General features: G+C 71.4%; 14 protein-coding genes. 8 read left to right on the top strand and 6 right to left on the bottom strand.

The features are described 5' to 3' along the window. Window positions 1–80: 80 nt before the first annotated feature. The gene (gene map, locus PV789_RS20785; protein ID WP_212643451.1) at window positions 81–932 is read right to left on the bottom strand and encodes a type I methionyl aminopeptidase; all 852 of its coding nucleotides are present in this window, start codon (window positions 930–932) and stop codon (window positions 81–83) included. 143 nt (window positions 933–1075) lie between these two features. Here map and PV789_RS20780 point away from each other — a divergent pair, with 143 nt between their 5' ends. Both PV789_RS20780 and npdG read left to right on the top strand, forming a co-directional pair. After that, a complete protein-coding gene (locus tag PV789_RS20780) occupies window positions 1076–1267 on the top strand; it encodes a hypothetical protein (RefSeq protein ID WP_212643452.1) in 192 nt (63 codons plus the stop codon). Between the two features lie 82 nt (window positions 1268–1349). Next, window positions 1350–2045 (top strand): NADPH-dependent F420 reductase, encoded by a 696-nt coding sequence (npdG, locus tag PV789_RS20775; RefSeq protein WP_274974163.1) that lies wholly within the window; start codon window positions 1350–1352, stop codon window positions 2043–2045. Between the two features lie 170 nt (window positions 2046–2215). Here npdG and PV789_RS20770 read toward each other — a convergent pair whose 3' ends face one another. After that, entirely contained in the window at window positions 2216–3256 is a 1041-nt protein-coding gene (locus PV789_RS20770) for an LLM class F420-dependent oxidoreductase (RefSeq protein ID WP_274974162.1), read from the bottom strand. A gap of 206 nt (window positions 3257–3462) precedes the next feature. Continuing rightward, window positions 3463–4332, bottom strand: coding sequence for a 3-methyl-2-oxobutanoate hydroxymethyltransferase (gene panB / locus PV789_RS20765; protein WP_274974161.1), 870 nt, complete (start codon window positions 4330–4332; stop codon window positions 3463–3465). Window positions 4333–4792: 460 nt separating this feature from the next. Here panB and PV789_RS20760 point away from each other — a divergent pair, with 460 nt between their 5' ends. The 3 genes from PV789_RS20760 (at window position 4793) to PV789_RS20750 (ending at window position 8265) form a co-directional block, all read left to right on the top strand. After that, window positions 4793–6406, top strand: coding sequence for an MFS transporter (locus PV789_RS20760; RefSeq protein WP_475465596.1), 1614 nt, complete (start codon window positions 4793–4795; stop codon window positions 6404–6406). A gap of 27 nt (window positions 6407–6433) precedes the next feature. Next, window positions 6434–6865 carry an RrF2 family transcriptional regulator gene (locus tag PV789_RS20755; protein WP_274974159.1) on the top strand — a complete coding sequence of 144 codons (432 nt, stop codon included), beginning with the start codon at window positions 6434–6436 and terminating at the stop codon, window positions 6863–6865. A gap of 170 nt (window positions 6866–7035) precedes the next feature. After that, the gene (locus PV789_RS20750) at window positions 7036–8265 is read left to right on the top strand and encodes a globin domain-containing protein (protein WP_274974158.1); all 1230 of its coding nucleotides are present in this window, start codon (window positions 7036–7038) and stop codon (window positions 8263–8265) included. A 467-nt stretch (window positions 8266–8732) separates the two neighbouring features. Here PV789_RS20750 and PV789_RS20745 read toward each other — a convergent pair whose 3' ends face one another. Then, on the bottom strand, window positions 8733–10019 hold the full coding sequence (locus PV789_RS20745; protein ID WP_274978198.1) for an HNH endonuclease signature motif containing protein: 1287 nt from the start codon (window positions 10017–10019) through the stop codon (window positions 8733–8735). A gap of 809 nt (window positions 10020–10828) precedes the next feature. Here PV789_RS20745 and dnaE point away from each other — a divergent pair. Continuing rightward, on the top strand, window positions 10829–14389 hold the full coding sequence (dnaE, locus tag PV789_RS20740) for a DNA polymerase III subunit alpha (RefSeq protein ID WP_274974157.1): 3561 nt from the start codon (window positions 10829–10831) through the stop codon (window positions 14387–14389). A gap of 157 nt (window positions 14390–14546) precedes the next feature. Then, the gene (locus PV789_RS20735) at window positions 14547–15380 is read left to right on the top strand and encodes a PadR family transcriptional regulator (protein ID WP_274974156.1); all 834 of its coding nucleotides are present in this window, start codon (window positions 14547–14549) and stop codon (window positions 15378–15380) included. Between the two features lie 151 nt (window positions 15381–15531). Here PV789_RS20735 and PV789_RS20730 read toward each other — a convergent pair whose 3' ends face one another. After that, window positions 15532–16071 (bottom strand): DinB family protein, encoded by a 540-nt coding sequence (locus tag PV789_RS20730; protein WP_274974155.1) that lies wholly within the window; start codon window positions 16069–16071, stop codon window positions 15532–15534. Between the two features lie 80 nt (window positions 16072–16151). On the opposite strand from PV789_RS20730, the gene PV789_RS20725 reads away from it, so the two are divergent. Continuing rightward, window positions 16152–16895: a hypothetical protein gene (locus PV789_RS20725; protein WP_274974154.1), complete on the top strand. Its 744-nt coding sequence runs from the start codon at window positions 16152–16154 to the stop codon at window positions 16893–16895. Window positions 16896–16923: 28 nt separating this feature from the next. Here PV789_RS20725 and PV789_RS20720 read toward each other — a convergent pair whose 3' ends face one another. Then, window positions 16924–18792, bottom strand: a complete 1869-nt coding sequence (locus PV789_RS20720) for an AMP-dependent synthetase/ligase (RefSeq protein WP_274974153.1) — start codon at window positions 18790–18792, stop codon at window positions 16924–16926. Window positions 18793–18839 lie beyond the last annotated feature (47 nt).

Genomic DNA, 18839 nt, shown 5'->3' with positions numbered 1-18839 from the left:
ACGCCCCGGCCCCCTCCCGTGGCCACGTTCGGACGCCCCGGTCCCCGTCCGGGGCGCACGGGCGGGGACCGGGACGGCGGTCAGGGCAGGGTGAGGATCTCCGCACCGGACTCGGTGATGACCAGGGTGTGCTCGAACTGGGCCGTCCACCTGCGGTCGGCCGTCACGGCCGTCCAGCCGTCGTCCCACATGTCGTACTCCACGCCGCCGAGCGTGATCATCGGCTCGATCGTGAAGGTCATCCCCGGCTCCATGACGGTGTCCGCGCGCGGGTCGTCGTAGTGCGGCACCACCAGACCCGAGTGGAACTCCGGCCCCACGCCGTGCCCGGTGAAGTCGCGGACCACGCCGTAGCCGAAGCGCTTGGCGTAGGACTCGATGACCCGCCCGATCACGTTGATCTGGCGGCCCGGTCGGCACGCCTTGATCCCGCGCATCATGGCCTCGCGGGTGCGCTCGACCAGCAGCCGGTGCTCCTCCGAGACGTTCCCGGCCAGGAAGGTGGCGTTGGTGTCGCCGTGCACGCCGTCCCGGTAGGCGGTGATGTCGATGTTGACGATGTCGCCGTCGGAGACCACGGTGTCGTCGGGGATGCCGTGGCAGATCACCTCGTTGAGCGAGGAGCACAGCGACTTGGGGTAGCCCTTGTAGCCCAGCGGACTGGGGTAGGCCCCGTGGTCCATCAGGAACTCGTGGCCGATCCGGTCCAGCTCGTCGGTGGTCACCCCGGGCCGGACGTTGCGGCCGACCTCCTCCAGGGCCTGGGCCGCCAGCCGTCCCACCACGCGCATCCGCTCGATGGTCTCGGGGGTCTGCACGTCGCCCAGAACCCCCTCCACGGGGTGCTTCCGTCCGACGTACTCCGGGCGGACGATGTGGGAGGGAACCGAACGTTGTGGCGAGATTCGCCCAGGAACCAGCGGAGTAGTCATGGACACTGATTGTAGTTCGTGGGTCGGCCACGCGGTCCTGGACGACGTCCCTCCCCCGCGGGTGTAGGGGAAGCCCGGGCCTGGGTAGGTGCCCACAGAAGCACGTTCCCGTCGGGGCGGCGTCCCGTAGAAAGCGAGTCACGGTGAGCGAGGACACTCAGCTGGACGACAAGTGGTGGTACTGCCTCAGGCACAACCGGGTGGAGCACGGCCCCGGATGCCCCAACAAGGAGCGCCTGGGCCCCTACCCGGACGAGGCCACAGCCGCCAGCGCGCTGGCCATCGCCGCCCGGCGCAACGAGGCCTGGGACGAGGCCGACGAGGAGGACCGGTGATCCGCCCCCACGCGCGCTCCGGGCCGCCGCGCCGCGCCGTGCCGGGGGCGCCTCCGGTCGACGCCTCTGACAGGATCGGCGCATGACTGAACAGAGCACACCCGCGGGCGCGGACATCGCCGGGCTGTCCGTCGCCGTCCTGGGCGGGACCGGGGACCAGGGCCGGGGCCTGGCCCGCCGCCTCGCCCTGGCCGGGCACACCGTCCACCTCGGCTCGCGCAGCACCGAGCGCGCCGAGAAGGCCGCCCGGGAACTGGTGGAGGCCGAGGCCGCCCCGATCGACGTGCGCGGCCTGGACAACGCCGCGGCCGCCGCCGCGGGCGACGTCGTCATCGTCGCCGTGCCCTGGGACGGCCACCGCGAGCTGCTGGAGCGGCTGGCCGCTCCGCTGGCGGGCAAGATCGTCGTGGACTGCGTCAACCCCCTCGGCTTCGACAAGAAGGGCCCCTTCGCCCTCGACGTCGCCGAGGGCAGCGCCGCCCAGCAGGCCGCCGAGGTGCTGCCCGACAGCCGTGTCACGGCCGCCTTCCACCACGTGTCCGCCGTGGTGCTGCTGGACCCCGAGGTCGAGGAGGTGGACCTCGACGTGCTGGTGCTGGGCGAGGACCGCGAGGCCACCGACGTGGTGCGCGCCCTGGCCGAGCGGATCCCGGGGGTGCGCGGCGTCTTCGGCGGCCGCCTGCGCAACGCCCACCAGGTCGAGGCCCTGACCGCCAACCTCATCGCGGTGAACCGCCGTTACAGGACCCACGCGGGCATCCGCATCACCGGGCTGTAGCCCCGGAGCCCGTGGCCCCGAAGGAGCGCGGCCCCGGACGGGCGCGTCGCAGCGACCGCGTCCGGGCCGCCCCGGGGCCCCGCCCGCGCACGCGTACGGCGCCGGTCCCCGCCGCGGGGTCCGGCGCCGCTCCGCCGGGCGCGATCAGCCGCCGGGCGCCCGGCCGGGGGTCAGGACACCCACTCCTTGACCTTGCCGACCAGGGCGGCCGGGTCCTCGCCCACGGGGGTCACGTTGAGCTGGGTCACCCCGGCGGCGCGGAAGGCCTCCACGCGCTCGCGCACGTAGGACTCCGGGCCGACCATGTTGGTCAGCTCCACGAACTCCTCGGGCACGGCGGCCGCGGCCTCGTCCCTCCTCCCCGCCAGGTACAGGTCCTGGACCTTTTCAGCGGCTTCTTCGTAGCCGTAGCGGCGGGCCACCGTGTTGTAGAAGTTCTTCCCCTTGGCGCCCATGCCGCCGACGTACAGGGCGATCATCGGCCGCACGAGGTCCAGCAGCCTCTTGGTGTCCTCGCCCTCGCCGATGGCGAGCAGGCCGCCCGCGGAGACCTCCAGTTCGCCCAGGGACGGGTCGCGCCTGGCCCTCCCCTCGGCCAGCGCCTCGCCCCACACCCTGTCGGCCTTCTCGGGGATGAACAGGTGCGGGAGCCAGCCGTCGGCGATCTCGGCGGTCAGCGCCACGTTCTTCACGCCCAGGGAGGCCACGTAGACGGGGATCCGCGGGCGCACGGGGTGGTTGATGATCTTGAGCGGCCTGCCGAGACCGGTCCCCCTCTCCGGGGGCAGCGGCAGCTGGAAGACGGTGCCGTCGTGGGTGAGGCGGTCCTCGCGCGCCCAGACCTTGCGGCAGATCTCGATGGTCTCGCGGGTGCGGGCGAGCGGCTTGACGTAGGGGACGCCGTGGAAGCCCTCGACGACCTGCGGGCCGCTGGCGCCCAGGCCGAGGACGGCCCGACCGCCGGACAGGTCGTCCAGCCCGGCGGCGGTCATCGCGATGAGCGCGGGGGTGCGCGTGTACAGCGGCAGGATCGCCGAGCCGATCGCCACGGTCTCGGTGCGGGCGGCGATGTAGCCCATCAGGGTGGGGCTGTCGAACCCGTAGGCCTCGGCGACCCACACGGTGTCGAGCCCGGCCTTCTCCAGTTCGACCACCTGGTCGACGGAGGCCTTGGGGTCGCCCGCGTACTGGAGCGGCATCGAGACGCGCATCTGTCCTCCCGGGAGGGCCGGACCCCCGGCCCGTCGGCGCTGGGTACGGTGCGACTCTACTCCCGAGTACGGTTCGCTCCCGAGTCCGGTTCGGTCTGTCGCCCGGCTCACGGACCGCGGCACCCCCGGCGCCGCACCGCCGGCCGGGGCGGACCCGACCGGCGGTGCTCACCGGTGTGCGGAGAGGGGAGGGCTCACCCCGCCCCTCAGCCGGCGTAGGAGTGGCGCTCCTCGGGGAACGCCCCGTTGACGACCTCGTCGGCGTAGGCCGAGGCCGCCTCGCGCAGCGTCTCGTGCAGGTTGGCGTAGGTCTTGACGAACTTGGCCACCTTCGGGCTCAGCCCGGCCATGTCCTGCCACACCAGCACCTGGGCGTCCGTGGACGGACCGGCGCCGATGCCCACGGTCGGGACGGACAGCTGCTCGGTCACCTGCGCGGCCAGCTCGGCGGGCACGCACTCCAGCACGACCGCGAACGCGCCCGCGCGCTCCAGCTCCTTGGCGTCCTTGAGCAGTCCGGCCGCGGCCTCCCCGCGGCCCTGCACCCGGTAGCCGCCCAGGGTGTTCACCGACTGGGGGGTCAGGCCCACGTGCGCCATCACCGGCACACCCGCCGAGACCAGCAGCTCCACCTGGGGCGCCACCGCGTGGCCGCCCTCCAGCTTCACCGCCTGGGCCCCGCCCTCCTTCATGAACCGCGAGGCCGCCTCCAGCGCCTGCTGGGGAGAGGCTTGGTAGGAGCCGAACGGCAGGTCCGCCACGACGAGCGCCCGCCGGGTGGAGCGGGACACCGCCGCGGTCAGCGGGAGGAGTTCGTCCACCGTCACCGGGACGGTGGTGTCGTAGCCGTAGACGACGTTGGCCGCCGAGTCGCCGACCAGCAGGACCGGGATCCCGGACTCGTCGAAGACCCGCGCGGTGAGCGCGTCGTATGCGGTCAGCATCGGCCAGCGCTCGCCGCGCCCCTTGGCGGCGGCCAGGTCGCGGATGGTGACGCGTCGGCTGGTGACCCCGCCGTACAGGGCGTTTCCTGTCGGCGCCCCGGTCGGGGCGAGGGGCTTTCCTGTGGTGCTCATGCGTTATCCCTCCGTTGTCTCGAAGCACCTCGCGGGTGTCTCCGGACATGTGGACGAATGGTGTTGTCGCGCTCGTGCGCTGGGCGGCCGAGGGGGCCGCGGGCGGTCCGCGGGGGACCGGGCGGGTGCGGGAGGAGGCGGGAACCGGCGTACGCGGACGACCGGGCGCGGCCACCGCACGCAAGCATCATCGCATGCCCGTTCCGCGCCTCTCCGCACCGGATACAACCCGGTCCGACGGTCGGATGTTTCCCGACGGGAGCGCTGGTGCCCTTGATTGGGGAGCGGCCAGCGCCCCCGCCGGAACCGCTCCGGAGGCGGCCGACGCCTTTCCGCCGGAACCGGCCCGAACACGGCCGACACACCGTTCGCGGCGCCCCGGAGCAGGTGGTCGGCGCGGTTCGCGGGTACGGTCCGATCGGCGTGAGTTTCGGCGGGACCCGGCGGTGGAGGTGGGTTGGTGGACGCGCAGACGGCGTACCGGCGCAGGTGGGGCGGGCTGGCGGTCCTGATCATCTGCCTGCTGGTGATCGTGGCCGACAACACGATCCTCAACGTGGCGCTGCGTGTGCTGTCCGACCCCGAGCAGGGGCTGGGCGCCAGCCAGTCGCAGCTGGCCTGGGCGATCAACTCCTACACCCTGGTCTTCGCGGGCCTGCTGTTCACCTTCGGCGTGCTCGGCGACCGGTGGGGGCGCCGCCGCATGATCGTGGTGGGGCTGACGGTGTTCGGCGCGGCCTCGGCGCTGTCGGCCTACTCCCAGACCCCCGAACAGCTCATCCTGGCCCGCGCGGTCATGGGGTTCGGCGCCTCCATGGTGACGCCGCAGACCCTGTCGATCATCGCGAACGTCTTCCCGCCCGAACAGCGCGCACGCGCCATCGGGATCTGGGCGGGCGCGGTCGGACTGGCGATGGCCATCGGCCCCTCGGCGGGCGGGCTGCTGCTGGAGAACTTCTGGTGGGGGTCGATCTTCCTCGTCAACGTGCCCTTCGTGGCGCTGGGCCTGGCACTGGTGTTCTTCCTGATCCCCGAGTCGCGCGACGCCGACCCCGGCAGGCTGGACGTGCTGGGGGTGCTGCTGTCCGTCCCCGGCCTGGTGCTGCTCATCTACGGCATCATCACCGCGGGCGAACGGGCCTCCCTGACGGACTGGGACGTGTACGGCGCGCTCATCGGCGGTGTGGCGGTGCTGGTGCTCTTCCTGGTGCACGAGTCGCGCGCGCCCAACCCCTCCCTGGACGTGCGCTTCTTCCGCGACCCGCGGTTCAGCGTCTCCGTGGCCACCATCATGGTGCTGTTCTTCAGCATGTCCGGGATCATCTTCTTCCTGAGCTTCTACTGGCAGAGCGTCCGCGAGTTCTCCCCGTTCGTCGCGGGCCTGCTGGTGCTGCCCGCCGCGCTGGGGCAGATGATCATGGCGCCGCTCAGCCCGACGCTCGTGCGCTGGGCCGGGCCGCGCGTGGTCGCCGCGGTCGGCGTGCTGGGCGTGTGCTCCAGCTTCCTCTTCTTCACCCGGCTCGAACCGGACACGCCGCTGCCGCTGATCGTCGGGTTCTTCTTCCTCCAGGCCGGTGCGATGGCCGTGGTCCTGACCCCCGCCACCGACGCGATCATGTCGTCGGTGCCGCCCGGCAGGGCCGGAGCCGCCTCCGCCGTGCAGAACACGGTCCGGCAGGTGGCCACGGCGATGGGCGTCGCGATCCTGGGCGCGGTCATCTCCTTCCGGTACCGGGCGGGGATCACACCCACTCTGGAGGAGGTCGCAGACGAGGGCTCGACGGGTGTGACGGACCAGCGGCTGCGGTCGGCGGGGGAGTCGATCGAGGGCACCCTGGCGCTGGCCCGGAGCCTGGGGGAACAGGGGAGGGTCCTGGTGGAGCCCGCCAAGGAGGCGTTCATGACGGGGCTGCACACGGCGGCGACGGTGTCGCTGTGCTTCGGGGTGGTCGGGCTGGTCGTGATCCTGATCTGGATGCCGCGCGAGACCGGGCGCCACCGGCCGGTGGAGGCCGGGGACGAAGGCGGTTCCTCCGCGGGGACCGGGTCCGTCCCCGGCCGGGGGGAGCGGTGACCGGGGCCGGTCCCCTACGTTGAACACATGCGCCTGACCGCCTTCACCGACGTCTCCCTGCGCCTGGTCATGCGGCTCGCGGTCGCGGACGAGGGCGAACTCCTCACCACCAGGGCCGTCGCCGCGATGCTCTCCGTGCCCTACACGCACATGGCCAAGGCCGTGGCGCGGCTGTCCGACATGGGACTGGTGGAGGCGCGGCGCGGCCGCAACGGCGGGCTGCTCCTGACCGAGAGCGGGCGGCGGGCCTCGGTCGGGTCGATCGTGCGCGAACTGGAGGGGGCGGGGGAACTCGCGGGATGCGAGGACGACCCGCCCTGCCCCCTGCGTACCGCCTGCCGCCTGCACGGCGCCCTGCGCGAGGCGCACGAGGCGTTCTACACCTCGCTCGACGGCGTCACCGTGGAGTCACTGGTGTCCCCGCCCACGCGCGACGCGCTGACCCTGCTGCGCCCGTAGGGCCCGAGGCGGCGCTCCGGTCCTGCTCCGGCCGCGGTCCGCCCGTGGCCGTCCCCACCTGGCCTCTCCGCGCGGGAACGACCCCGGAGGAGGGGGTCGTGAGGGCGGATTTAATATGCATTTCAGATGCCAGTTTTCGCTCCGAGACACCCTCTCCGAAGTGAGGTCGCATGCTCTCCACCGAGTCAGCCGCCACCGTCCGGGCCACGGTCCCCGCCGTGGCCGGAGCCCTGGACACCATCACCGCCCGCTTCTACGACACGATGCTCGGCGAGCGCCCCGAACTCCTCGACGGCCTGTTCAACCGGGGCAACCAGGCCTCGGGCGAACAGCGCAGGGCCCTGGCCGGGTCGATCGCCGCCTTCGCCACCCTCCTCCTGGAGCACCCGGACGAGCGCCCCGACGCCCTCCTCTCCCGCATCGCCCACAAGCACGTCTCCCTCGGGGTCACCGAGGACCAGTACGTCATCGTGCACAAGTACCTCTTCGACGCCATCGCCTCCACCCTCGGGGACGCGGCCACCCCCGCCGTAGTCAGGGCCTGGGACGAGGTCTACTGGCTCATGGCCGGAGCCCTCATCGCCCTGGAGGCCCGCCTGTACGCCGAGCGGGGGCACACCGGGCGCGGTGTGTGGCGCCCCTGGCGGGTCACGCGGCGCCGCCAGGAGACCCCCGACGCCGCCTCCCTCACCCTCGAACCCGAGGACGGCGACCCGCTCCCCGCCTTCCTGCCGGGCCAGTACGTCAGCGTCCGCACGCGTATGCCCGACGGCGTCCGCCAGGCCCGTCAGTACTCCCTGACCGGCGGGGACGGCGGGAGCCGCCGCATCACCGTCAAGCGCCTGCGCGCCGTCGGGGCCGATCCGGCGGGGGAGGTCTCCACCCTGCTGCACGACACCGTCGCCCCGGGCGACGTCCTCATGGTCTCCACCCCCGCGGGCGACGTGACCCTGTCCGAGGGCGACTGCCCACTCGTGCTGGTCTCGGCCGGGATCGGCTGCACGCCGATGGTGGCCATGCTGAACTGGCTCGTCGGGCAGGGCAGCGACCGCAGGGCCCTGGTCCTGCACGCCGACCGCAGCCCGGGGGAGCACGCCCACCGTGAGGAGACCGCCGCCCTGGTCGGGGCGCTGCCCGGTGCGAGCGCTCGGACCTGGTATGAGAACGGTGTGGACGGGGGCGACGGCGCGGAGGGTGATGGCGCTGGGGGCGACTGGGGCACCGTCCGGGGGCTGATGGACCTGGACGGGTTGGACCTGCCCGAGGGCGCTGAGGTCTACCTGTGCGGGCCGCTGCCGTTCATGCGCGATGTGCGCGGCCAGCTGCTCGCCGCCGGGGTGCCCGCCCGTCGCATCCGCTACGAGGTGTTCGGCCCCGACCTGTGGCTTGGCGAGGACTGAGCGGTCGGGCGTCCTCTGAGGGGGCGGAGCGGAAGGGCGGGTGGGATGTTCCTGTCGCTTTTCGACGCTCAGCCCTCTGGCGGTGGCCGGAGGTGGTGGCGCCTGCTGCCGCGTAGTGGTGTGGGAGGGCGACGAGCGCTTGATGTTGGTGGGTGGTGGGGTTTTGCTGCGTGGGCAGCGAAGGCGGCGGGTGGTTGGGGGCGCCGTCCAACGCCTTGGTTGCGGGTGGTGGCCGGAGGTGGCGGCGCCTGCTGCCGCGTAATGGTGCGGGAGGGCGACCAACGGTTGGCGTTCGGGGGTGGTGGGGCTTTGCTGCGTTGGCACCAAAGGCGGCGGGAGTGGCGGGCCTGGGGCAGCGCGACCGGCCCCTGTGGCGGGGGTGGGCGACGGTGGCAGCGACGACGGCTGGCGGCAGGGCCCGGGCCGCTTGGCGGGTGTGAGCATGCCGGGGACCGGCCCGGCCGGGGTCATTCCCGGGGCGGTGGAACCAGAATTCTGTCGGGCGGATGATCCTGTCCTCGCCGCTGGTGTGTGCGGAGTTCGCGTTGGTACTTGGCCCGGTTGTGCGGCCCACACAAGGGTTGCAGGTTCGCCACCACCGTGCGCCCGCCCCGAGAGAAGGAGGTGACATGGTCGGCCTGGCAGAGGGCCACCGGGACTTCGCACCCGCCTGGGTGGGCGCAGGTGGTGTGTCCGTGGAAGGCGGCGGTGCGCTGGCGGGCTGAGGCCAACCGTCGGCTGTGGCCCACATCCAGGACCTGCCCGGTGGGCGGGGCGGTGAGCATCCGCACCACCTCAGAGTCGGCGGCGAGTTCGTGCACCACCCCGACCGGTACCACCCGTCCGCGCTCGTCCAGCGCCGGAACTTCCTGGCCCTGGGTGTCCAGGTAGGTCTGCACCGGCACGACGATGCGGATCTGCGCCAGTGGAGCGGGGGCGTTGGCGCATCCGGTGTGGGTGGTGGCGAAACGCAGCGCCGCGATGAGCGCGTCATGCTCCCGCTGCGACCGCGACCGCGTGTCCTCGTCCGAGGGTGGGGTGGTGAAGGTGTCGATGGCCGCGCGCACGATCAACGCATCCCCACTGCCGCCCCACGCTTGGAGCTGGTAGCTGCCCTGGAACGTGTCATGCACGACCAGGCCACGCGAGGCGTGAGCAGCTTCGTGGTCGCGGTCCAGGCGGTGGGGGTCCAAACGATGCGCGACCTGGCGGGCCACCGACTGAAGCTGGTTGACCGACAACGCAGGCCGCTCCACCTTCGCGGCCACCAACGCCGACTCGAACCCCTGCCGGTACTGCGCCTGGTCAGGAAAGTAGTCCTCATCGCGCACCTGGACGGCCTTGTCGGTGACCTTGGCGATCACCACCGCCTCACCCAACCCCACCACGCCCGTCTCCACCGCTTCCACCGTGGCGGGCAAGGTCTCCTCGTGCACATGCTGGGCCAGCCGCGCCAAATCCTTCGCCTGGGAGGTGGGCAACTTGCCGTGGTGCACCAACCACTTGTCCAAGGTGGAGTAGCCGCTGTAGCGGGCCACCTCACCCCGCGCGTACAGGCGCGCCATCTGCGCCAACGCCTGGTAGTGGATCTGGTCCAGTTGGACCCACAGCGCCGCGATCTCCTCAGCGGCGCTCTCGTCCGCTCCGGGCGGCACGTCGGTGTTCAACGTCTGGTCGATGATCTCGCGCGCACCGGCCAGCGCGGCCACGGCCGGGGAACATTCCCCGGGGGCCGCCTCGGGCGCTGCGGTCATCATCTCCATACTTCTTATTATAGGCCAGCGGCCGTCATTCCTCCACTATTCACAGCATCAATTGCCGACTTTCTTTCTGGAGGATGCTTTTGCCTCATAGTCTGCAATGGGGGCGGCCCAAAAGGTGTCCGAAAAGGTGCGCTCAGAATGCCACCTTGACCTCGGCGATGCCGCCCCCGACCGCAGGGGTCAGGATCGTTGCCCGAGGCCGGAGGGCCTGCTGGCCGTTGGTGCCGACGCGGCAGAGCCCGACCACCCCCACACCCCGGGCGTTGGTCGCCCTCCGGTAGCCGCTCCCGCCTTTGGTGCCGCTTTTCGTCGGTCGCCCACGCCCCCACCCGGCGCCCGCCGTTCCCCGCAGCCCGCACCCTTTCGCGGCAGCTGGCGCGCTTTCGTTGCCGCCAGAAACCCCCAACGGGAATAGCGTAGGGAGGGGCCCTGTGGACGGCCCCTCCCTACCCCTTGATCCATTACCGTTATTGAACGAAGAGCGTTCCAGGGCATGCCAAAAAACCTACTGGGTGGGATCCCCCCTATTTCCAGCAAACCACTCCGCCCCAACCCCGGGACACCCCCAACCGCTACCTGTGGAAAACCGGGGACCACGGGCCGAGAGATATACCAACCGGTGGATTCCAGACCTGTCCACACCCGTTCCGCACCTGCTCCTCAGCCCACGCCCATCCCGCGTCGATGGGTCAGGACGGCGGATCGGACACGTTGTCCACAGGGGTCTGCGAGTGTCGCGGGAAAGTCGTAGGCTCAGGAGTCACCACCTGTCCACCGACCCTCCTGGGGGCACCCGAGCCATGGCCGACTCCTTCGCCCATCTGCACGTCCACACCGAGTACTCGATGCTCGACGGGGCCGCCAAACTCAAGCCCCTCTTCAAGGAGGCGGCGCGGCTGGGCATGCCCGCGGTCGCGATGACCGACCACGGCAACATGTTCGGGGCCTACGAGTTCTACCAGCAGTCCAAGGGCACCGGTGTCACGCCGATCATCGGCATCGAGGCCTACGTCGCACCCGAGTCGCGCTTCCACAAGAAGCGGGTCTTCTGGGGGCGGTCCAGCGGCTCCGACGACGCCTCGGCAGAGGGCGGCAAGGACATCTCCGGCGGCGGCCGATACCTGCACATGACCATGCTGGCGCAGAACGAGAAGGGCCTGCGCAACCTGTTCCGGATGTCCTCGCTGGCGTCCATGGAGGGCTACTACATGAAGCCCCGCATGGACCTGGAGCTGATGTCGGAGTACAGCGAGGGCATCATCGTCTCCACCGGCTGCCCCTCGGGCGGCGTGCAGACGCGGCTGCGGCTGGGCCAGGAGAAGGAGGCCGTCGCCTACGCGGCCGGGCTCCAGGACATCTTCGGCAAGGAGAACGTCTTCCTGGAGCTGATGGACCACGGCGTGCCCATCGAGAAGGAGGTCCGCGACGGCCTGCTCAGGGTCGGCCGCGAGCTGGACATCCCGCCGCTGGTGACCAACGACTCCCACTACGTGTACGAGTCCCAGGCCTCGGCGCACGACGCCCTGCTGGCGGTGGGCGTGGGCAAGAACCTGGACGACCCCACCCGCTTCCGGTTCAACGGGTCGGGCTACTACCTCAAGACCGCGGAGGAGATGCGCGGCATCCTCAACTTCGAGGAGTGGGAGCAGGGGTGCAGGAACACCCTGCTGGTGGCCGAACGCGTCGACCCGGGCGCCTACGACGCTGTGTTCGCCCACCGTGACCTGATGCCGGTCTTCCCCGTGCCCGAGGGGGAGACCCAGGCCTCCTGGCTGGCCAAGGAGGTCGATCGGCTCCTGCCCACCCGCTACCCGGACGGGATCAACGGCGAGATCCGGCAGCGGGTCGACTTCGAGCTCGGCATCATCAACGAGATGGGCTTCCCCGCCTACTTCCTCGTGGTCGCCGACATCTGCCAGTACGCGCGCAAGAACGGCATCGCGCTGGGCCCGGGGCGCGGTTCGGCGGCGGGGTCGATGATCGCCTACGTCCTGGGCATCACCGACCTGGACCCGCTGGAGCACGGGCTGCTGTTCGAGCGGTTCCTCAACCCCGAGCGCGTCACCATGCCCGATGTCGACCTGGACTTCGACGAGCGTCGGCGCGGGGAGATGATCGAGTACGTCACCCGCCTGTACGGCGCCGAGCGCGTCGCGCAGATCCTGACCTTCGGCACCATCAAGGCCAAGGCCGCGGTCAAGGACTCCACGCGCATCCTGGGCATGCCCTACTCGGTGGGCGACCAGATCACCAAGGCCTTCCCCGCCGCGGTCGGCGGCAAGGAGATCCCGCTGGAGGCGGTGACCAACACCGAGCACGAGCGCTACGGTGAGACCACCGAGCTGCGCAGCCTCGTCGACAACGACGCGCAGGTCGCCAAGGTGATGGAGACCGCGCGCGGTATCGAGGGCCTGACCCGCGGCACGGGCGTGCACGCCGCGGGCGTCATCCTGTCCAAGGAACCCCTGCTCGACGTCATCCCGCTGCACAAGCGCGACACCGACGGCGCCATCATCACGGGCTTTCCCTATCCTCAGTGCGAGGACATGGGCCTGCTCAAGATGGACTTCCTGGGCCTGCGCAACCTCACGATCATGGACGATGCGGTCAAGTCCATCAAGGAGGCCGAGGGGATCGACATCGACCTCGGCAAGCTCCCCCTGGACGACAGGAAGACCTACCAGCTCCTCTCGCGCGGCGACACCCTGGGCGTGTTCCAGCTGGACGGCGGCGCGATGCGCAACCTGCTCAAGCGCATGGAGCCCAAGAAGTTCGGCGACATCGCGGCCGTGCTGTCGCTGTACCGGCCCGGTCCGATGGCGGCGAACGCGCACAACGACTACGCCGACCGCTCGAACGGCCGCCAGGAGGTCACCCCGATCCACCCGGAGCTCAAGGACGCTCTGGAGCCGATCCTGGGGGAGACCTTCCACCTGCTCGTCTACCAGGAGCAGATCATGGCCATCGCGCAGCAGCTGGCCGGGTACACCCTCGGCGGCGCCGACCTGATGCGCCGCGCGATGGGCAAGAAGAAGAAGGAGGCCCTGGAGGAGGAGGAGGCCAAGTTCTTCCCCGGGGCCGAGGCCCGCGGCTTCTCCAAGGAGGCCACGCAGGCCCTGTGGGACGTCATGCTGCCCTTCGCCGGGTACGCGTTCAACAAGTCGCACGCCGCCGGGTACGCCCTGGTCTCCTACTGGACCGCCTACCTCAAGGCCAACCACCCCGCCGCCTACATGGCCGCGCTGCTGACCTCGGTCAGCGACGACAAGGACAAGATGGCGATCTACCTGGCCGAGTGCCGGACCCAGGGCATCAAGGTGCTGCCCCCCGACGTCAACGAGTCGGGTCTGCGCTTCACCCCGGTGGGCAAGGACATCCGCTTCGGCATGGGCGCGGTCCGCAACGTCGGCGCCAACGTCGTCCACTCGGTCGTCAAGACCCGTACGGAGAAGGGCAAGTTCAGCTCCTTCACCGACTTCCTGTCCAAGATCGAGCTGGCGGCCTGCAACAAGCGCGTCATCGAGTCGCTGGTCAAGGCGGGCGGCTTCGACTCGCTCGGCCAGCCCCGCCGCGAGCTGTACCGCCACCACGAGACGGCGGTGGACGGCATGATCAGCTCCAAGAAGCAGGAGGCGCACGGCCAGTTCGACCTGTTCGGCGGCGGCGACGACGGCGACTCCACCCCCATCGGCCTCAACATCAACTGGGGCGAGGAGGAGTGGGACCGCAAGACCAAGCTGGCCTTCGAGCGGGAGATGCTGGGCCTGTACGTCTCCAGCCACCCGCTGGCCGGGGCCGAGCGGGTGCTGGCCCGCTCGCGCGACACCTCCATCGCCCAGATCGTTGCGGGCGAGCTGGCCCGCGAACGCGGTGAGGTGCGCATCTCCGGCCTGATCTCCAAGGTGGACAAGCGCACCAACAAGGCGGGCAACCAGTGGGCGATCGCCACGGTCGAGGACCTGGACGCCTCGATGGAGGTGCTGTTCTTCCCCAAGACCTATCCGCTGTACGTGCAGGCCCTGCTGGAGGACACCGCGGTCACCGTCAAGGGCAGGCTCAACGACCGCGACGGCACGTGGTCGATGTTCGCCTCCGAGATGTCGATCCTGGACATCTCGCACGTCACCGAGGGGGAGCCCCCGGTGCTGCTGACGGTCGCGGAGGACCGCCTGACCCCCGAGCTGGTCGGCGACCTGCGCCAGGTGCTGGCTACGCACAAGGGGGACACCCCCGTGCGGATCCGGGTGGACAACCCGGTCCGGTCGCGGGTCTACGCGGTGGACCGCTACTCGGTGCGGATCTCCCCGGAGTTCAACGGTGAGGTCAAGAGCCTGCTGGGGGCCTTCGCGGTCGACTACTGACCACCGTCCCCGGACCCCACGGTCCCCGCACGCCCCCGGGCGTGCGGGGACCTTTTTCGTGCCCGCTCTTGCCAGGACGAAGTTAGCGATATATCTTTGAGCTATCAGAACAGAGCATGACAGTCGCTCTGTATCGCACAACCTCAAGGAGAACACCATGAGCGCCATGGCACTGCCCGGCCCCTGGTCCTGGGAGGCGCGCGGACCGCGCCGTTCGCGCCTTCCCTGGGTCCGTCAGCCCGAGGAGGAACGACACGGACACCCCGAACACCCCGGCCACGGCGGCCCCCGGCGCGGCGGTGGACGGTTCGCGTTCGGCCCGCCCGGCCCGCCTCCGCCCCCCGAGCCCCCGACGGGGCCGGGACGGCCGCCCTGGGCAGGAGGGCCCTTCGGTCACGATCACCCCTTCGGCGGCTTCGGTCCCGGCGGTTTCGGACCGGGCGGGGGGTTCGGCCCGGGAGGCGGCCCCGGCGGCCGACGCCGGGGCGGACACCGCGCCAAGCGGGGCGACGTGCGCACCGGCATCCTGCTGCTGCTCGCGGAGGAGCCGCGCAGCGGCTACGAGATCATCCGCGAGGGCCGCGAGCGCAGCGGCGGCATGTGGCGGCCCAGTCCGGGCTCGGTCTACCCCATGCTCCAGCAGCTGGAGGACGAGGGGCTGGTCGTCCAGCAGGAGGGTGAGGGGCGGCGGCGCCCCTACCGGCTCACCGAGGAGGGCATCGCCCACCTGGAGGAGCACGGCGCCGACCTCACCCCGCCCTGGGAGGCGGTCGCCGACGCCTACGCCGACAGCCGGTCCCGGTACGAGGAGGTCGCGGCCCTGGCCCACCAGCTCACCGCGGCCGCGGCGCAGGTCGCCCAGGCGGGCAGCGCCGACCAGCTGGAGCGGGCCAAACGGCTCCTGGCCGAGACCCGGCGGGGCCTCTACCTCATCCTCGCCGAGGAGGAGGCGGTCGACAGCGCCTCCGCCCCGGGGGATGACGAGGACTGAGGCACCGGGCACCGACCGGTGACGGGGCAGGGGGCCCGGGGACGCGAACACGTCCCCGGGCCCCCGCTGCGTCAGCGCCCCTGCCGGTCGGCACCCCCGTCGCCCGACACCGCCGTCCTACCGGACGCGCGGCCCGCACCCGACACGCGGACTACTCGCCCGTCGTCCCGTCGGCGAGCTCGCGCAGGACGTCCAGGTGGCCGTTGTGGCGGGCGGTCTCCTCGACCATGTGCACCAGCACCCACCGCAGCGTGGTGTGCCCCTCACCGCTGTGCGCGCGCCGCGAGCCCGAACCCAGTTCCAGCCGGGCGGTGATCTCCCGGGAGCGGGCGCACTGGGCCTCGTACTCCTCCAGGAGCCGGTCCAGGGGGACCTCTCCGCCCCGGCGCCACTCGGCGTCGGGGTCCTCCGGTGTGGCGTAGCCCTCGTCGGGCAGTCCCAGCAGGATCACCTCGAACCAGGCGTGCTCCACCCAGCGCAGATGGGAGACGACGGCGCCCACACTCATCAGCGGGGACGTCGGCAGGGGAGTGGCGGCGGCGTGTTCGGGGGACAGCCCGGCGCACTTGGCGTGGACCGTGGCGCGGTGCCAGTCCAGCCAACTGGTGAGCATGGTGCGCTCGTCGGCGGCCTTGGGCGGCTCGACACGCTGGAGACCGGGGACGGCGAGAGGGCTGTTCTTGTCGCTCATGCCGGTATTCTCCGTTCCGGCTATGCCCCGTATCCACTGGTTTTCCGCAGGCCGGGACGGGGCGCGGGAGAGTGGGGGAGATGGCGGACCGCAACCGGGGGGAGACGTCGGCGCCGACACGCCGACTGGTCGTGGGGGCGTGCGTCCTGGGAGCCCTGCTCCTGCTGGGCGCGGTCCTGGGGCCGCTGTGGTGGGGCCTGGCACCGCGCGCGGAGGGCACCGCGCTGGGCGGGGGCGAGGTCTTCACCGGGACCACCGAGGACGTGTTCGCGGGTGAGGGCTGGTTCGCCCTCATCACCGCCCTCACCGGACTGGTCGCGGGCTACACCGCCTACATGGCCCAGTTCCCGCTGTCGCGCCGCCGCTTCCAGGACCTGCGCATGGTCTGCCTGGTCGCGGGCTTCCTCGGCTCGCTGGGCGGGGCCGTGCTCACCTGGCGCGTCGGTGTGGCCCTAGACGGTCCGGCGCACGCCGCCGTCGAGGCGGCCGAGCCCGGCGCCGCCGTGCAGACCGGGCTCCAGCTCGACGCGACCGCCTTCCTGCTGATCTGGCCCCTGGTGTTCGTCCTCCAGTACGGGTTGCTCGACGCGATCAGCTTCGTGCGCCGCGACCTGCCCGGCGTGCCCCGGCAGGAGCTCGTACGGCGGGATCCGGAAGAGGAAACGCACGCTGAGTCCGCGGCACCGGTCGGCCCCGGGGCGCAGGCCGACTCCGGGGCTCAGGTCGGCCCCGGCCCGGACGCGGGCCCGGCGGCCCACCCGACCCCCGGCGAGCCGATCCCGGCCGAGCACGACCAGGCGGGGCCGGAGGACCCCCGCGGCTGACCCCCGCTCCCGGCCTCCGCTCCCGTCCTCAGAACCGGCGGACGGTCTCCTCGTACATGCCGTCGAGCAGGTCGCGGTACCTGTCCTCCACCACCCGCCGCCGCATCTTCAGACTGGGCGTCATCTCGCCCTCCTCGACCGTCAGGTCGCTCGGCAGGATCGCGAACCTCTTCACGGTCTCGTGCCGGGGCAGGCCCCGGTTGAGCTCGTCCACGGCCTCCTGCACCATCTCCCGGACCCTGGGCTCCTGCGTCAGGCCCGTGTAGTCGAGGTGGCCCAGCCCGTGCTCCTGCGCCCACGCGTCGATCGACTCGGGGTCCAGGGCCACCAGCGCCACGCAGTAGGGGCGCCGGTCGCCGTGCACGACCAGGTTGCTGACGTAGGGACACAGCGCCTTGAAGCGGCTCTCGATGATCTGGGGCGCCACGTACTTGCCGCCGGAGGTCTTGATCAGCTCCTTCTTGCGGTCGGTGATGCGCAGGCGGCCGTTCTCCAGGGCGCCGATGTCTCCGGTGGCGAACCAGCCCTCCGGAGTGAGCACCTCCTCCGTGGCGCCGGAGAGGTTGTGGTAACCGCGCATCACACCGCCGCCCCGGATGAGGACCTCGCCGTCCTCGGCGATGCGCACCTCGGTGCCGGGCATGGGCAGCCCGACCGTGCCGAACCGCACGTCGCCGGGCCGGTTGACGAACGTCCCGGCGCTGGTCTCGGTGAGCCCGTAACCCTCCAGGATGACGATCCCGGCGCCGTAGAAGAACCGGCCGATCTCGGGGGACAGCGGAGCGCTGCCGGAGATGAAGAACTTCAGCCGCTCCCCGAAGCGCGCCCGCAGCCCGGCGAACACGAGCCTGTCGGCGACCCGGTACTGCGCGGCGAGCAGGCCGGCGGGCTCGCGGCCCTCCTCCCTGAGCCGGGCGACCCGGTCGCCCACCCCCGCGGCCCACCGGAAGATCCGGTACCCGGCCGCGCCGCCCTCCTTGGCCTGCATGACCACGCGGTTGTACACCTTCTCGAAGATGCGCGGGGCAGCGGCCATGAAGGTGGGCCGCACGACGGCCAGGTTGTCCACGATCCGCTCGGGGCGGCCGTCCACGGCGGTCCGGAAGCCGATCCGCAGCTGGCTGACCTGCATGAGCTTGCCGAACACGTGCGACAGCGGCAACCACAGGTACTGGACGTCGTCGGGGCCCATCAGGTCCCAGCCCCGCGCGCGCAGTTCGGTGTCCAGGTCCGCCATGGCCTGGGACTCGTAGAGCCAGTTCGCGTGGTCCAGGCGCACGCCCTTGGGTCTGCCCGTGGTGCCGGAGGTGTAGATCAGCGTGGCCAGGTGGTCGGGTGCGACCGCCGCGACCAGGGCCTCGAACAGGTCGGGGTCCTGTGCGTGGAGTCCGGAGCCCCGTGCGGCCAGCTCCTCCAGGGACATCACCCAGTCGTCGTCGCCCCCGGCCGCGCCCTCGAAGGCGATCACCCGCGACAGCCCCGGCATCCGCGCGCGCTGGTCGACCAGCTTGGCGACCTGCTCGTCGTTCTCGGCGAAGGCCACCATGCTGCCCGAGTCCGAGACGATGTAGGCGCAGTCGGGCGGGGTGGAGGAGGGGTAGACGGTGGTGGAGGCGCCGCCCGCGCACAGCACGGCCAGGTCGGCGAGGATCCACTCCACGCGCGTGCTGGAGACGATCGCGCACCGGGCCTGGGGGGTCACGCCCAGGTCGTGCAGGCCCAGCGCGATGTCGCGCACCCGGTCGCGGGTCTGGGACCAGGTGAGGGTCTCCCACTTCTCGGAGGCGCCGGAAGCGCCGTGAAGGGGGTAGCTGAACGCCTCGGAGTCGGGGGACTCGGCGACGCGGGAGAGGAACATACCGGGAACAGAGGAAAAGGGGGATGAAATGTTACTCATGTCACGAAACTACCCCTGGGTAGGTGACCCGGCAACAGCCCGTGCAC

This window comes from Nocardiopsis camelliae (genome assembly GCF_028993595.1).
GTDB classification, from domain to species: Bacteria; Actinomycetota; Actinomycetes; order Streptosporangiales; family Streptosporangiaceae; genus Nocardiopsis; species Nocardiopsis dassonvillei.
The sequence above is the reverse complement of the archived record's forward strand: the minus strand, read 5'-3'. Positions and strand labels throughout refer to the sequence as shown.

Coding starts and splice junctions, on each gene's coding strand:
- map (WP_212643451.1), bottom strand. CDS start 932: ATGACTACTCCGCTGGTTCCTGGGCGAATCTCGCCACAACGTTCGGTT.
- npdG (WP_274974163.1), top strand. CDS start 1,350: ATGACTGAACAGAGCACACCCGCGGGCGCGGACATCGCCGGGCTGTCC.
- PV789_RS20770 (WP_274974162.1), bottom strand. CDS start 3,256: ATGCGCGTCTCGATGCCGCTCCAGTACGCGGGCGACCCCAAGGCCTCC.
- panB (WP_274974161.1), bottom strand. CDS start 4,332: ATGAGCACCACAGGAAAGCCCCTCGCCCCGACCGGGGCGCCGACAGGA.
- PV789_RS20755 (WP_274974159.1), top strand. CDS start 6,434: ATGCGCCTGACCGCCTTCACCGACGTCTCCCTGCGCCTGGTCATGCGG.
- PV789_RS20750 (WP_274974158.1), top strand. CDS start 7,036: ATGCTCTCCACCGAGTCAGCCGCCACCGTCCGGGCCACGGTCCCCGCC.
- PV789_RS20745 (WP_274978198.1), bottom strand. CDS start 10,019: ATGACCGCAGCGCCCGAGGCGGCCCCCGGGGAATGTTCCCCGGCCGTG.
- dnaE (WP_274974157.1), top strand. CDS start 10,829: ATGGCCGACTCCTTCGCCCATCTGCACGTCCACACCGAGTACTCGATG.
- PV789_RS20735 (WP_274974156.1), top strand. CDS start 14,547: ATGAGCGCCATGGCACTGCCCGGCCCCTGGTCCTGGGAGGCGCGCGGA.
- PV789_RS20730 (WP_274974155.1), bottom strand. CDS start 16,071: ATGAGCGACAAGAACAGCCCTCTCGCCGTCCCCGGTCTCCAGCGTGTC.
- PV789_RS20725 (WP_274974154.1), top strand. CDS start 16,152: ATGGCGGACCGCAACCGGGGGGAGACGTCGGCGCCGACACGCCGACTG.
- PV789_RS20720 (WP_274974153.1), bottom strand. CDS start 18,792: ATGAGTAACATTTCATCCCCCTTTTCCTCTGTTCCCGGTATGTTCCTC.